This is a genomic window from Pseudomonas sp. 3MA1 (assembly GCF_029237275.1).
Classification (GTDB): domain Bacteria; phylum Pseudomonadota; class Gammaproteobacteria; order Pseudomonadales; family Pseudomonadaceae; genus Aquipseudomonas; species Aquipseudomonas fluorescens_AP.
Map to the genome: position 1 here is coordinate 285,547 of NZ_JAACFX010000006.1, position 13,872 is coordinate 299,418.

Consider the following 13,872-nt stretch of genomic DNA (forward strand, 5'->3'; position numbering starts at 1 on the left):
CCAGGAGACTGCCAATGAGTGTCGTGAGCCTGCAACCCGCCGAGCGTATCTGGCTGAACGCCTACCTGCCGGGGGTGCCCAGCGATATCGAAGCCGACATCGACCGCTACCCGTCGCTGCGGGAAGTGTTTCTCGAACACGTGGACAAGTACCGCCATAGAGTGGCCTACGTCAGCATCGGCACCGAGATGGGCTACGACCTGTGGGAGAAGCGGGTATTCGCCTTCGCCGCCTGGTTGCAATCCAAGGGGGTGAAGAAGGGCGACCGGGTGGCCCTGATGATGCCCAACTGCCTGCAATACCCGATCTGCCTGTTCGGCACCCTGCTGGTGGGGGCGGTGGTGGTCAACGTCAACCCGCTGTACACCGCTCACGAACTGCGGCATCTGCTCAAGGACAGCGGCGCCGAGACCGTGGTGATCTTCGAGAACTTCGCCCACACCCTGGAACAGGCGATGCCGGGCAGCCGACTGAAGAACATCGTGGTGGCGGCCATCGGCGACCTGCTGGGGACCTTCAAGGGCGCGGCGCTGAACTTCGCCCTGCGCCACGTGCAGAAGCAGGTGCCCAAGTTCAACTTGCCGGGCTCGATCCGCTTTCCGGCGCTGATGAAGCTGGCCAGCGTGCTGGAACACCGCCCGGTGGAACTCAAGCAGGACGACATCGCCTTCCTGCAATACACCGGCGGCACCACCGGCGATGCCAAGGGCGCCATGCTCACGCACCGCAACATCCTCGCCAACCTGATGCAGGCCAAGGCCTGGGTCGGCGATCAGCTGGACGAGAATCAGCAGGAAACCAACGTCACCCTGCTGCCGCTGTACCACGTGCTGTCGCTGACGGTGAACTGCCTGATGTTCATGTGCCTGGGCGGGCGCAACATCCTCATCGCCAACCCGCGGGACGTGAAGCGGGTGCAGATGATCCTGCGCAAGGAAAAGTTCAGCGGCATCGTCGGGGTCAACACCCTGTTCAACGGCCTGCTGGAAAACGAAGAGTTTCGTGGCCGGGACTTCTCCGACCTGAAACTGGCCATCGCCGGCGGCATGGCCACCCACACCGCCGTGGCCCGGCGCTGGAAGGAGGTCACCGGGGTGCCGATCATCGAAGGCTACGGCCTGACCGAGTGCTCGCCGGTGGTTAGCATCAGCCCGATCGACATTGCACGCATGCGCGAGGGCGACTTCACCGGGACCATCGGCGTGCCGTTGCCGTCGACCTGGGTGCGTTTCGTGCGTGAGGACGGCGAGCTGGCGGAACTGGGCGAGGAGGGCGAGTTGCAGGTAAGGGGGCCCCAGGTGATGAAGGGCTACTGGCAGCGCCCGGAAGAAACCGCCAAGGTCCTGGACCGCCATGGCTGGCTGTCCACCGGGGACATCGGGGTGATGAACGAACAGGGCTTCATCCGCCTGGTGGACCGCAAGAAGGACATGATCCTGGTGTCCGGTTTCAACGTGTACCCCAACGAGATCGAGGACGTGGTGGCCCTGCATCCGGGGGTGGCGGAAGTGGCGGCGATCGGCGTCGAGGATGGGGTGACCGGGGAGAAGGTGAAGATCTTCGTGGTGCGCAAGGACCCGAACCTGACCCAGGACCAGTTGCTGGCCCACTGCCGCGAGTACCTGACCGGCTACAAGGTGCCGCGCTACGTCGAGTTCCGCACCGAAGAGCTGCCCAAGACCACCGTGGGCAAGGTCCTGCGCCGCGCCCTGCGCTGAACCCCTGAGCGGCCTCGTCGCGGCCGCTGGCGCCGACAGGCCGGCGGTCGTTCCGTAGGAGCCGGCTTGCCGGCGAAGAGGCCGTTGGATAAGGCGTTGCTCTTGAGTACGTCTTCGCTGGCAAGCCAGCTCCTACGACGATGTTGCTGTCGGTGTTGCTGTTGGTGTTACTGGGCTCAGGGGGCGCCAGGGAGGCGCACCTGGCCCGGCTGCAGGCCGAACACTTCGACCCCCTCAGCCGTCGATTGGCCGACGCTCACCGGCAGGCGCTTGGCCGGTTGCTCGGCGCTCGCCCGATATTCCACGCTCATGCCATCGGCGCCGCGCTGGATCGCCGTCGGCGGGATGACGATGGCCTGATCGTTGCGGTAGGTGATGATGGTCAGGCGGGCACTCATGCCCAGGCGCACCCGCTGCAGTTGCTCGCGGGTCAGCTTGGGCACCGCCAGGGTCACCGGGAACTGCGCGCTGGCGCCGCTGGCATCCCCCGGCAGCGCCAGACTGCTGACGATGTCGACCTGGCCCTCAAGGCGTTCGCCGTCAAAGCCGTCACCGAGAATTTCCACGCTCTGGCCCTGGCGCAGCTGGTTGATGTCCAGCTCCGAGACCTTGCTGACGATCTTCAGTTGCTCGATGTTGGCCAGGCCGAACAGCACCTGGCCCTGGCCGACCTTGCTCCCGGTCTGTACCGGGCCCGAGTTCGCCGCCGAAGCGATGGCCGTCAGGTTGACCCCCGGCGCCGGGACCACGATGCCGGCAAACGGGGCGATCACGTCCTTGCCCGCCAGCAGGGCCTGCAGGGCTTGGTACTTGACCGTGGCATTGGTCAGTTCCATCTCGGCAATCTGCCGGTATTCACCCTTGCCCTGATCCAGCGCCTGTTGCAGCTCACCCTGGGCCGCCGTCAGGTCCAGGCGCTGGCTCTGCAGCTGTTGCTTGAGATCGTCCAGCTCGTTGCGTGGAATGATGCCCCGGGCAAACAGGCTCTGGCTTTCGCTGAGCTTGCGCTCGGAATTGCTCACCGCCATCTGCGAGGCACGCAAGCTGCGCCGGGCCCGGGTCACCAGGGCGCTGCTGTCCCAGTTCTGCAGTTCCCCAACGCTGCGCCGGGCCTTGAGCTGGGCCGACAAGGCTTCGCGCAACTGGATCTCGATCAGGCTGGGGTCCATTTTCAGCAACGTCTGGCCGGCCTCCACCCGCTGGCCCTGTTCCACCAGGTTGGCCAGGACGTTGCCGTCGAACGGCGCCGTCAGGCTGATGGTGCGCTGGGGCTCGATCTTGCCCACCAGGCCGATCTGATGAATCAGCGGCGCGGGGCTGACGTCTATCCAGCGGCCGGTTTGCGCCGCCGAGTCGGCCGGGGCGCGGTAACCGGTGAAGGCCACGCCGGCCACCGCCAGCACCAGCAGGGCCGTGCCGCCTTGCAGGCAGCGCTTGCGCCAGTTGTTCTGCTCAGAAGTCGTTGAGCGCAATGTCCCAGGTCTCCAAGGTCGTGCCCAGGGTCAGATCCAGCTGGGTCTGGGCGTTGAGGTAGGCAATCAGTGCATTGAGGCGGGCGTTTTCACTGGTGCGCAAATCGCTTTCGTAACTCAGCACCTGGAAGTTACTGGAGCGCCCGGCGCTGAGCTTTTCCCGCTCGATCTCCAGCTTGCGCCGGGACAGGTCCACGGCGCGCTGGGCGATCTCGTACTGGCGCCAGCGGGTGCCCAGGTCGCGCACCACGTCACTGACGCTACGCTCCAGGGCCTGGCGCGCATCGGCCAGCACCAGGGCCTGGTTTTCCACGTCGACCCGGGCATGCACCTCGGCCTGACGGGTGCTCAAGTCGCCGATGGGAATCTGCACCTGGACGCCGGCATAGCTATCCCAGGTCCGTCCCGCGCCGTTGCCGCCGTCGTTGTCGTAGCGGTTGCGCACCTGATTGGCGCCGGCCACCAGGGACACATCCCAGCGGCTCTGGTCCTTGGCGATGATCAGGTTGAGGTCGGCCTGCTGGCTGCCCAGCAAGGTCGCCAGGTAGGTGGGTTGCTGGATCTGCGCCAGACGCAGGGCGTCCTGCTGGTCGATGCTGACTTTCGCCGCTTGCAGGCCGTCGCTGGCGCGGATCCGGGTCGACAGGTCCAGGGCCAGCAGGCGCAGCAGCGACAGGCGGTTGATGTCCACCTGGTTGCGGGCCTCTTCCACCCCCAGTTCCTGGGTGGCGATGTCGGCTTCGGTCTGCACGATCTCGAACTCGGCCATGCGCCCGGCGGCGATCAGCGCCTTGTTCACCTGGAGCAGGGCATTGGCGCGCTTGAGGGCGTCCTCGACGATCGCCAGCTGTTGCTGGGCCCGCAGCAGTTCGCGGTAGGCGCCGATGATGTCGCTGATGGTCTGCGCCACGTTGGCCTTGAGGTTGAGGCGGTAGGCTTGTTCGTTGATCCGCGCCAGACGCAGCGGCGCGGTGGTCACGTCCCAGCCGGCGCCCTTGAGCAGCGGCTGGATGATCGACAGGTCGAGGCCGTCGCGGCGGTAGTAGCCGGCCCGATTGGCCTGGCTCAGTTCCTGGTGCCAGGCCATGTTCAGCCGTGTGCCGTATTCCCCCAGCAGGCTGGAGCTGGGGGTGAGGGTGGTGTTGCGCACCCCGTCGTTGCTGCCCTTGTTGGCCCGGTAGGTGCCGCTGAGTAGCAGCTTGGGGTTGAAGGCGTCCTCCGACACCCGCAGGTCGAACTTCTGCGCCACCCGCTGCAGGTAGGCGCTGCGGATGCCGCGGTTGTTGCGCAGGCCCAGGTAGACCGCATCGGCCAGGGTCAGCTCGGTCTGCTGCTGGCTCAGCAGCGCGCTGCGCTCGTAGGCGCTGCGCAGGGTCGGGGCCGATGCCTGGCGGGCCACGTCCATGTCCCGGGAGCCGGCCTGGCCCAGGGGGCTGAGCAGGCACAGCAGCAAGAGCGCGACGCGTTGGCGATCATTCATCTCGCAGCGCCTCCACCGGTTGCAGGCGCGAGGCCGCGACGGCCGGGTACAGGCCGAAGAACAAGCCGATCAGCAGGGTGCTGCCGATGCCCAGGGGCAGGGAGGCGCCGGCCAGGGAAAACTGCCAGCCGGAGAGGCGGGCATAGAGGTAGGCGGCGCTCATGCCCAGCACCGCACCGGACAGCGCACCGACGGCGGTCAGGGTCACCGCCTCAAGCAGGAACAGATTGCGGATGTCCCGGCGCCGGGCGCCCAGGGCCATGCGGATGCCGATTTCCCGGCGCCGCTCGGAGACGTTCATCAGCATCACGTTCATCACCCCGACGCCGCCGCCCACCAGGGAGATGCCGCCCAGGGCCATCAGCAGGTAACCGAAGGTGCGGCTTTGCCGGGTCATGCCGTCGATGATCTTTTGCGGCACCTGCACCTCGACGCTGCGCCCGGGCAACTGTTGCTTCAAGGCGTCGCCCAGGGCCACGGCCAGCCGGTTCATGTCCTGGGCCGGTGCCGCGCGGGCGATCAGGTTGCTGATCTGCGGGCTTGAGGAAATCCGCCGCATGCCTTCCAGGGGGATGAACAGGGATTCGTTGGTCTGCACCGGGATCAGCACCGCCGCCGGTTGCCGGGCGAGGATGCCGATCACCTGGAACAGGTAGTCGTTGATGCGAATCCGCTCGCCCAGGCGCAGCGGGTCGTGGGGCGTGCTCAGGGCTTCGGCGACCTGTGCCCCGACCACCGCGTAGGTTTGCCCGCTGTCGAACTCCGAGAGGAAGCGCCCTTGCAGCACCTGCAGGCGCATGGCGCTGGCCAGGGATGGGGTGCTGCCCACCAGGTTGGCGTTGCTGGAGCGTCCGCGGTACACCACCGGCCCGCTGAACAGCGCCACCGGAGCGATGTCCAGCAACTGCGGCAGGGCCTGGTGCAAGGCCGCCAGGTCGAGGAGCGGCGGCATCGGCGCGCGACTGGCCGAGGAATCGGGAAACTGCACCGCCAGGGTATCGGTGCCCATGTCCTGGAAGATCGCCGCGGCGTCCTCGGCGGCGTTGTGGCCGATGTTGATCAGGGCCACCACCGATGAGCTGCCGATGACGATGCCCAGCAGGGCCAGGATCGAACGCTTGCCCAGGGTGCGCAGGCTGATGAAGGCCTCGTGCAGCAGCTGGCTGGCGCTCTGTTCGACCTGAAGGCTCATGCCGGGCAGACCTCCTGCACCACGCCGTTGGTGACGCGGATCTGCCGCTCCAGGCGCTGGGCGATGCCCGGGTCGTGGGTGACGATGATCAGGGTCACCTGGCGTTCGCGGTTCAGCGCCAGCAGCAGGTCCATGATGTCCTGGGCGGTGTGGCTGTCGAGGTTGCCGGTGGGTTCGTCGGCGAGGATCACCGACGGCTCGCCCACCAGGGCCCGGGCGATCGCCACCCGCTGGCGCTGGCCGCCGGAGAGGTCGGCGGGACGGTGCGCGGCGCGTTGCCCGAGGCCCACCTGGTCGAGCATGTGCTGGGCGCGCTCCAGGGATTCGCGCCGGGCCACGCCGCGATAGCTCAGGGGCAGGGCGACGTTGTCCAGGGCGCTGAGGCGCGGCAGCAGGTTGAAGCTCTGGAACACGAAGCCGATCTGCCGGTTGCGGATGGCCGCCAGTTGGTCGGGACTGGCGCGGAAGATATCGTGGCCGGCGAAGCGGTATTCGCCGCAGTCGGGCAGGTCCAGCAGACCGAGGATATTGAGCAGGGTGCTCTTGCCGGAGCCCGAGGCGCCGAGAATGGCGCAGCTTTCGCCGGTGTCGATGGACAGGGAAACGTTCTTGAGAATGTGGAGCGGTTGCTCCGCCAGCCGATAGCTCTTGCCTATGCCTTGCAGGGAGATAAAACCTGGGTCGATTATAGTCGCTGTCATCGCTTACCGCGCCGGCTGGCTCGACTGCATGCTTGAACATCCACGGTACACAGGCGTCCCGTAGCGCGGGGTCCAGGGGCAAGGCCAAGCTCTGGTTTTTATTTATTGTTTTAAAAAATTGTTTGAATAGTAACTGCGTTCATCTTGCCGCGCCAGCTGTCTGAACCGGGTAATTGCGGGCTTTTTTCGGGACTTTTCCGCCAGGAACCCGCGGGTCACAAAACGGCCTCGGGCCGCTGGGGACGTCCCTCGGGCGCTTGCTTTTAGGGCTTCTCGCGGGTATAAAAAATCAAATTTTTTTTTAAAACACTGTTCGAACGGTCAGTTTTTCACCCAGCAAAGGTTAGTCCTACATGGTCGCCAAGAAACTCAGTGCCCCCAATGTCACCAAGACCCGACTGCTGGAAGCGACCGAGGCATTGTTCATCAAGTACGGCTACGACGCCGTGCTGCTGCGTCAGATCACCGAGCGCGCCAAGGTCAACCTGGCGGCGGTGAACTACCACTTCGGCGACAAGGACTCGCTGATGAAGGCCCTGTTGATGCAACGCCTGGGGCCGCTCAACGATCAGCGCCTGGAACTGCTGGCCAAGTGCGAGGAGCAGGCCGAGGGCCCGCTGGATTGCGAAACCCTGCTGGGGGTGCTGTTCGCCCCGGCCATGGGCCTGGAACGCAGTGATGCAAGCGGTGGCCTGGAAGGCCGCTCGTTCATTCGTTTCCTGGGGCGGGTGTACAGCGATACCTCGCCCTTCATTCAGGAATACCTCAAGGAACACTACCAGCCGGTGTTCGAGCGCTTCTTCAAGGCCTTTGCCCTGGCGCTGCCGGACCTGCCGCGCAACGAACTGGGGGTGCGCCTGCAGTTCGCCCTCAAGGCGATTTCCGGGGTCATGGCCGGCACCGAACTGCGCCTGCTGATGCAGGCGATGAGCCTGGGGCGTCCGGCCACCGACGCCGAAGTCATGGCCAAGCTGATCAGCTTGGTGTCGGCGGCGATTCGCGCGCCCATGCAGGACCCCGACTCCGAGCAGGCCCTGCAGAAGGTCTTGAACACCCAGCGCCTGATTCGTCAGCACAGCCAGTCCCAGGTCGGCATGGTCCCCGCCTGAGGGACCGCCGCTCCTGCCAGCAGCGCACAGTGCCGGCAGGAGTGGCAGCGTCATTCGAACCATCAATATTGCTCAAGGCCGCCGCCGCCATCTGCTAGGTTCTGCTCCTCGCATCGACCCTGGAGCGCCCGGCATGACTTCCTATCAACAGCATCTTCTGGCCGTCAACGGAATCGAACTCAGTGTCCAGGTCGCCGGACCCGAGCACGGAGTCCCGGTGTGGCTGCTGCATGGCTTTCCCGAGTGCTGGTACTCCTGGCGCCATCAGGTGCCGGCCCTGGTGCAGGCCGGGTTTCGCGTGTTCGTGCCGGAGATGCGCGGTTACGGCCGCAGTTCGGCGCCGCAGGCGCTGGAGGCCTACGATCTGTTGACCCTGTGCGCGGACATCCAGCAGGCCATGGACGCCTTTGGTCATCAGCGGGTGTGCATGGTCGGTCACGACTGGGGCGCCCCGGTGGCCTGGCACCTGGCGCTGTTGGAGCCGCAGCGGGTGGCGGCGCTGGTGACCCTTTCGGTGCCCTTTGCCGGACGCCCGAAACGCCCGGCCAGCGAGATCATGCGCGAGGTGCATGGCGGCCACTTCAACTACATCCTCTACTTTCAGCAGCCCGGGGTGGCCGAGGCGGAACTGGACGCCGACATCGACGCCAGCCTGCGGTTGTTCATGGGCAATGTGCAGGCCTTGCTCGAGCCCAAGCCGGCCGACGCCCGCCTGTTCGACGGGGTGACGCTGCCAACGGGGCTGCCGCAGTGGTGTAGCGAGGAGGACTTCCAGGTCTATCGCCAGACCTTCGCCGGGCGCGGCTTTCGCGGTGCCCTGAACTGGTACCGCAACTTCGAACGCACTTGGCAGCGCACCGAGTTCCTGGCTCAGGCCCGGGTGCAGCAGCCGACCCTGTTCCTGCTCGGCGACCGTGATCCGGTGGGCGTGCTCGAAGCCCATACCCTCAAGCGCATGCCCGGCCAGGTGGCCGACCTTGAACAGCACCTGCTGAGCGACTGCGGACACTGGATCCAGAATGAGCAGCCGCAGCGGGTCAATGCCCTGTTGCTGGATTTTCTGCAGCGACGGTTGACCTAGAGAACCCGCCCGCCAGGCGCTGGCTGGCCAGCGAGTGCAAGGCGGCGATCCCTGTTCGCCGGCAAGTCGGCTCCCACGGCGCCGGATGCTGCCGCTGAAGGAGGCTGGTCAACCGAGCATTTCGCGCATCCGGTGCCAGAGCATGCCCAGGGCCAGCAGCGGTGCGCGCAGCGCGGGGCCGCCGGGGAAGGTCAGGTGCGGTACTGCGCCGAACACGTCCAGGCCGCGGCTGTGGCCAGCCTGGATCGCCTCGGCCAGCAACCGGGCAGTCCAGTGGGTAACGTTCAGGCCATGCCCGGAGTAGCCCTGGGCGTAATACACATTGGGGTACTGCGGCAGGCGCCCGACCTGGGGGAAGCGGTTGGCGGTGATGCCGATCTTGCCGCCCCACTGGAAGTCGATGGCCACATCCCCCAACTGCGGGAACACCTTGAGCATTTTCGGCCGCATGTAGGCGGCGATATCCGCCGGGTCGCGCCCGGAGTAATGGCAGGCACCGCCGAACAGCAGGCGCCGGTCCGCCGTGAGTCGGTAGTAGTCCAGGCCGACTTTCTGGTCGCACAGCGCCAGGTTCTGCGGGATCAGCGCGGCGGCGCGCTCTTCGCCCAAGGGCTCGGTGGCGATGATGTAGCTACCCGCCGGCAGGACCTTGCCACTCAGGCGCGGTTCCAGTCGCTCCAGGTGGGCGTTGCAGCCGAGCACCAGGCTGGCGGCGCGCACGGTGCCGGTGGCGCAACGCACCTCGACCCGCTGGCCGTGAACCAGCTCCAGCACCGGGCTGTGTTCGAAGATCCGCACCCCCAGGGAGGCGGCGACTCGCGCTTCGCCCAGTACCAGCTTGAGCGGATGCAAATGCCCCGAGCCCATGTCCACCAGGCCCCCGGCATACACCGAGGAGGCCACCACCTGTGCCATGTCCTGGGGCGCCACCAGGCGGGTCGGGTGGCGGTAGCCCAGGCTTGCCAGGTGATCCTGCTCGGCCTGGAACGCGGCGAACTGGGCCCGGGTATTGGCCAGCTCGCAGAAGCCCCAGCGCAGGTCGCAGTCGATGCCGTGTTCGGCGATGCGCTGGCGCACCAGCTCCACCGAGTCGATCCCGGCGCGTTCCAGGTATCTGACCCCATCCTGGCCGACGTAGCGGGCAAAGCCGCTGACGTCATGGCCAATGCCGCGGATCAGTTGGCCGCCGTTGCGCCCACTGGCGCCCCAGCCGATGCGCCGGGCCTCCAGGAGGATCACCGACAGCCCGCGCTGGGCCAGCTCGATGGCGGTGTTGACCCCGGTGAAACCACCGCCGATGACACACACATCGGCCTCCAGCTCAGCATTGAGGGCCGGGTAGCCGGGCAGCGGCCCGGCCGAGGCGGCGTAGTAGGAGTGGGCATGCTCGCTGGCGCTGCCCGAAAGGTTTGGCTGAATCATTTGTTGGACTTCACTTTGCTCCAGGAACGGGTCATCAAGCGCATGATGGCCGGCGACTGGGTGCTGGAGATGTACAGCTTGTCGAGGACTTCCTGAGGTGGATAGACCTCGGGGTTATGCACCAGCTCGGCGTCCATGTACGGCTGCGAGGCCGGGTTGGGGTTGGCGTAGCCGACGTAGGCGCTGACCTTGGCGATCACTTGCGGGTCCAGCAGGTAGTTGATGAAGGCGTGGGCCTCCTTGACGTTGCCGGCATCGGCGGGAATCGCGAGCAGGTCGAACCACAGGTTGCTGCCTTCCTTGGGGATCGAGTAGGCGATGTTCACCCCGTTCTTGGCTTCCTTGGCCCGGTTGGCGGCCTGGAACACGTCCCCGGAGTAACCGAAGGCGATGCAGATATCACCGTTGGCCAGGTCCGAGACGTACTTGGAGGAGTGGAAGTAGGTGATGTACGGGCGCAGGGTCAGCAGCTTGGCCTCGGCTTTTTTGTAGTCCTCGGGTTTTTCGCTGCGCGGGTCCAGGCCCAGGTAGTTGAGCACCGCCGGGAACACCTCATCCGGCGAGTCCATCATCGACACCCCGCATTGCTGCAGTTTCTTCAGGTTTTCCGGCTCCAGCAGCACCGCCCAGGAGTCGATGTGGTCGATGCCCAGCACCTGCTTGACCTTGTCGACGTTGTAGCCAATGCCGTTGGTGCCCCACAGGTAGGGCACCGAATACTGGTTGCCGGGGTCGTTCTGCTCCAGCAGGGCCAGCAGCTTGGGGTCCAGGTTCTGCCAGTTGGGCAGTTGCGAGCGGTCCAGCTTGAGGAACGCGCCGGCTTTGACCTGGCGCGCCAGGAAATGGTTGGAGGGCACCACCACGTCGTAGCCGGTGCGCCCGGCCAGCAACTTGCCCTCCAGGGTTTCGTTGGAGTCGAACACGTCGTAGATCACCTTGACCCCGGTCTTGCCCTGGAAGTCGGCGAGGGTGGTCTGGCCGATGTAGTCGGTCCAGTTGTACACGCTGACACTGGGTTGTGCCTGGACGGCGGTGCTCATCAAGGCCGCCAGTGCTGCCGGGATCACTGCTTGCAAAAGACGCATATCGACACCTCTTCGGGTTGTTTTTATTGATTGCAGACGCTGGGGAAATCAGACGCTGAGCAGCAGGAACTCGCGTTCCCAGGAGCTGATCACGCGCTTGAAGTTCTCGTGTTCGGCGCGCTTGACCGCCACATAGCCACGGACGAACTTGCGCCCCAGGTACTGCTCGATGGTCGGGCAGTCCTCCATGTGCGCCAGGGCGTCCTCGATGGTGATCGGCAGGCGCAGGTTGCGGCGTTCATAGGCCCGGCCTTCCACCGCGGCGCTGGGCTCGATGCCCTCGACCATGCCCAGGTAGCCACACAGCAGGCTGGCGGCGATGGCCAGGTAAGGGTTGGCATCGGCGCCGGGGAGGCGGTTTTCCACGCGCATGGCTTCCGGGCTGGCAGTCGGCACGCGCAGGCCGACGGTGCGGTTTTCCTCGCCCCATTCGACGTTCACCGGGGCCGAGGTGTCTGGCAAAAAGCGGCGGAACGAGTTGACGTTGGGGGCGAACATCGGCAGCAGCTTGGGGATGTACTTCTGCAGGCCGCCGATGTGGTGCAGGAACAGCTGGCTCTTGTTCCCCTGTTCATCGACGAAGATCGGCTTGCCGGTGGCGATGTCGACCACGCTCTGGTGCAGGTGCATGGCGCTGCCGGGCTCGTCGGCCACAGGCTTGGCCATGAAGGTGGCGGTGACGTTGTGCTTGAGCGCCGCCTCGCGCAGGGTGCGCTTGAACACGGTGATCTGGTCTGCCAGGTCCAGGGCGTCGCCGTGGCGGAAGTTGATTTCCATCTGCGCCGGGCCGTCTTCGTGGATCAGCGTGTCCAGGTCCAGGCCCTGGGCTTCGCACCAGTCATAGACGTCTTCGAACAGCGGATCGAACTCGTTGGCGGCGTCGATGGAGAACGACTGGCGACCGCTTTCGGCGCGACCGGAGCGGCCCAGCGGGGCCTTGAGCGGCAGGTCCGGGTCTTCGCAGCGCTGGGTCAGGTAGAACTCCATTTCCGGGGCGACGATCGGCTGCCAGCCCTTGTCGGTGTACAGCTGCAAGACCTTTTTCAGCACGTTGCGCGGCGACAGCTCGATGGGGTTGCCGAACTTGTCGAAGGTGTCGTGGATGACGATGGCCGTGGGCTCGATGGCCCAGGGCACCAGGTAGATCGATGACGAGTCGGGGCGGCAGACCATGTCGATGTCCGCCGGGTCCAGCAGTTCGTAGTACAGGTCGTCGTCGACAAAATCCCCGGTTACCGTTTGCAGCAGGACACTTTCCGGCAGGCGCATGCCGCGCTCATGCAGGAACTTGTTGGTGGGCGCGATCTTGCCGCGGGCAATGCCGGTCAGGTCGCTGACCACGCACTCGACTTCGGTAATCTTGTGATCTTTCAGCCAGGAGGACAGCTGATCGAAAGGGGCGTTCATAAAGACCTCGATGATTGTTCTTGTCTGCTCCGAGGTGAGCGGGAGTATCCCGGCAAGGCTTCCCCTGCGGCGCATTGGCGACTATCTTGGGCGAGCCTTGTTGTTCCATCTATCCACTTTAAGCAGCACCAAAGCGCACCAAAAGAGTGCGCAAGGTCCCCCCGATGACAGCGTCCAATCCGCTTCAGGTTCAAGCGTTCAACACCTTCGATGTCGCCGAGCAGATCCGTGCCACCCCGGGTTGGGTGCAGCACTACCAGCAGATGTCCCCCGGGCATTTCAATGGCCTGGTGCGCTACCTCGACCTGCAGGGCGTGGAGATCTACGAGGAGCGCATGAACACCCGGGTCGAGCAGAATTTCAGCGCCCCGCAAGGCGCCCTGGCGTTCTGTTTCGATCGCAGCGACAACGCCCTGTACGTGCTCAACGGCGAGAGCCGCAACATCTGGATCACCCCGGAGAACTACCAGGAAGTGGCGGTGGTGTTCGGCCCCGAGTTTGTAAAGGGCCAGGGCCTGGGGCTGGAACGCCTCGACGGCCTGTTCATGGCGCCGCTGGGCAGCCAGCAGAACGCGCTGTTCTGCCGCTGGCTGAGCGCCACCTTGACCCGCCTGTCCCAGGCCCTCGATCCCCCCAGCCGCGAGGCCTTGACCCAGCAATTGCTCGACGATTGCCTGTACATCCTCGACAACGCCTGCGCGCGCCTGGACCCCGGAGGCCTGCAACGGCGCAGCGAGGAGCGGGTGATCATGCAGCGGGTGGCGCAATGGGCGGCCGACATGCCCGAGGAAACCCTCAATCTGCTGGAGCTGTCCCAGGTGGCCGGGGTTTCCCTGCGCCAGTTGCAGAGCGCGTTCAAGGCCTTTGCCGGCATGGCGCCGAGCCAGTGGCTGCGCCTGCGCCGGCTCAACAGCGCCCATCGCGAACTGCTTGGCCGCCAGCCCTCGGAAACCACCGTGGCCGAAGTGGCGATGCGCTGGTCGTTCTGGCACCTGGGGCGGTTTTCCAGCAGCTACCGGGCGCTGTTTAAGGAGCTGCCCAGCGAAACCCTGAAGCGTCGCCCGAGCTGATCGGCCCCCTGGCCGAAGGCGCTGGCTGGCCTGAGCCTTCGTCTGCACCGGCCAAGCGACGCCTGCGGGTGCTGGGTTCGCGAAAGCGCGGGCAGCGCTCTATGCTCGCGGGGAGCTGTCTGCCGGGTGGGCGCG

At 65.7% G+C, this 13,872-nt stretch carries 11 protein-coding genes; 4 read left to right on the top strand and 7 right to left on the bottom strand.

Annotation, left to right across the window (positions count from 1 at the left end; all coding sequences use genetic code 11):
• Positions 1 to 14 precede the first annotated feature (14 nt).
• Positions 15 to 1,718, top strand: coding sequence for an AMP-binding protein (locus tag GWQ44_RS18575; protein WP_047304320.1), 1,704 nt, complete (start codon positions 15 to 17; stop codon positions 1,716 to 1,718).
• Between the two features lie 176 nt (positions 1,719 to 1,894).
• Here GWQ44_RS18575 and GWQ44_RS18580 read toward each other — a convergent pair whose 3' ends face one another.
• The 4 genes from GWQ44_RS18580 to GWQ44_RS18595 all read right to left on the bottom strand — a co-directional run bounded on the left by GWQ44_RS18580 (position 1,895) and on the right by GWQ44_RS18595 (position 6,563).
• Positions 1,895 to 3,145, bottom strand: a complete 1,251-nt coding sequence (locus tag GWQ44_RS18580; protein ID WP_275928037.1) for an HlyD family efflux transporter periplasmic adaptor subunit — start codon at positions 3,143 to 3,145, stop codon at positions 1,895 to 1,897.
• 25 nt (positions 3,146 to 3,170) lie between these two features.
• Complete coding sequence (locus GWQ44_RS18585; protein ID WP_235436994.1) at positions 3,171 to 4,595, bottom strand: TolC family protein; 1,425 nt, start codon at positions 4,593 to 4,595, stop codon at positions 3,171 to 3,173.
• 67 nt (positions 4,596 to 4,662) lie between these two features.
• Complete coding sequence (locus GWQ44_RS18590; protein WP_275927993.1) at positions 4,663 to 5,862, bottom strand: ABC transporter permease; 1,200 nt, start codon at positions 5,860 to 5,862, stop codon at positions 4,663 to 4,665.
• Positions 5,859 to 6,563: an ABC transporter ATP-binding protein gene (locus tag GWQ44_RS18595; protein ID WP_047304326.1), complete on the bottom strand. Its 705-nt coding sequence runs from the start codon at positions 6,561 to 6,563 to the stop codon at positions 5,859 to 5,861. The genes GWQ44_RS18590 and GWQ44_RS18595 overlap by 4 nt, the downstream gene beginning before the upstream one ends.
• Positions 6,564 to 6,916: 353 nt before the next feature.
• Here GWQ44_RS18595 and GWQ44_RS18600 point away from each other — a divergent pair, with 353 nt between their 5' ends.
• Both GWQ44_RS18600 and GWQ44_RS18605 read left to right on the top strand, forming a co-directional pair.
• Positions 6,917 to 7,672, top strand: coding sequence for a TetR/AcrR family transcriptional regulator (locus GWQ44_RS18600; RefSeq protein WP_103739449.1), 756 nt, complete (start codon positions 6,917 to 6,919; stop codon positions 7,670 to 7,672).
• A 133-nt stretch (positions 7,673 to 7,805) separates the two neighbouring features.
• A complete protein-coding gene (locus tag GWQ44_RS18605; protein ID WP_275927994.1) occupies positions 7,806 to 8,753 on the top strand; it encodes an alpha/beta hydrolase in 948 nt (315 codons plus the stop codon).
• A gap of 108 nt (positions 8,754 to 8,861) precedes the next feature.
• On the opposite strand, the gene GWQ44_RS18610 is transcribed toward GWQ44_RS18605, so the two are convergent.
• Genes GWQ44_RS18610 through GWQ44_RS18620 form a run of 3 tightly spaced genes read right to left on the bottom strand, consistent with a single transcriptional unit; the run spans position 8,862 to position 12,667 of the window.
• Complete coding sequence (locus tag GWQ44_RS18610) at positions 8,862 to 10,175, bottom strand: FAD-binding oxidoreductase (RefSeq protein WP_275927995.1); 1,314 nt, start codon at positions 10,173 to 10,175, stop codon at positions 8,862 to 8,864.
• Positions 10,172 to 11,260 (bottom strand): polyamine ABC transporter substrate-binding protein, encoded by a 1,089-nt coding sequence (locus GWQ44_RS18615; protein ID WP_275927996.1) that lies wholly within the window; start codon positions 11,258 to 11,260, stop codon positions 10,172 to 10,174. Before GWQ44_RS18615 ends, GWQ44_RS18610 begins: the two co-directional genes overlap by 4 nt.
• Positions 11,261 to 11,308: 48 nt before the next feature.
• On the bottom strand, positions 11,309 to 12,667 hold the full coding sequence (locus GWQ44_RS18620; protein WP_047304335.1) for a glutamine synthetase family protein: 1,359 nt from the start codon (positions 12,665 to 12,667) through the stop codon (positions 11,309 to 11,311).
• A gap of 164 nt (positions 12,668 to 12,831) precedes the next feature.
• Here GWQ44_RS18620 and GWQ44_RS18625 point away from each other — a divergent pair, with 164 nt between their 5' ends.
• Entirely contained in the window at positions 12,832 to 13,737 is a 906-nt protein-coding gene (locus GWQ44_RS18625; RefSeq protein ID WP_275927997.1) for a helix-turn-helix domain-containing protein, read from the top strand.
• Positions 13,738 to 13,872 lie beyond the last annotated feature (135 nt).

What these genes read in the sequence shown, in the direction of transcription:
- GWQ44_RS18615 (WP_275927996.1), bottom strand. Translation starts at nt 11,260, where the DNA reads ATGCGTCTTTTGCAAGCAGTGATCCCGGCAGCACTGGCGGCCTTGATG.
- GWQ44_RS18625 (WP_275927997.1), top strand. Translation starts at nt 12,832, where the DNA reads ATGACAGCGTCCAATCCGCTTCAGGTTCAAGCGTTCAACACCTTCGAT.
- GWQ44_RS18595 (WP_047304326.1), bottom strand. Translation starts at nt 6,563, where the DNA reads ATGACAGCGACTATAATCGACCCAGGTTTTATCTCCCTGCAAGGCATA.
- GWQ44_RS18590 (WP_275927993.1), bottom strand. Translation starts at nt 5,862, where the DNA reads ATGAGCCTTCAGGTCGAACAGAGCGCCAGCCAGCTGCTGCACGAGGCC.
- GWQ44_RS18610 (WP_275927995.1), bottom strand. Translation starts at nt 10,175, where the DNA reads ATGATTCAGCCAAACCTTTCGGGCAGCGCCAGCGAGCATGCCCACTCC.
- GWQ44_RS18585 (WP_235436994.1), bottom strand. Translation starts at nt 4,595, where the DNA reads ATGGACGTGGCCCGCCAGGCATCGGCCCCGACCCTGCGCAGCGCCTAC.
- GWQ44_RS18600 (WP_103739449.1), top strand. Translation starts at nt 6,917, where the DNA reads ATGGTCGCCAAGAAACTCAGTGCCCCCAATGTCACCAAGACCCGACTG.
- GWQ44_RS18620 (WP_047304335.1), bottom strand. Translation starts at nt 12,667, where the DNA reads ATGAACGCCCCTTTCGATCAGCTGTCCTCCTGGCTGAAAGATCACAAG.
- GWQ44_RS18605 (WP_275927994.1), top strand. Translation starts at nt 7,806, where the DNA reads ATGACTTCCTATCAACAGCATCTTCTGGCCGTCAACGGAATCGAACTC.
- GWQ44_RS18575 (WP_047304320.1), top strand. Translation starts at nt 15, where the DNA reads ATGAGTGTCGTGAGCCTGCAACCCGCCGAGCGTATCTGGCTGAACGCC.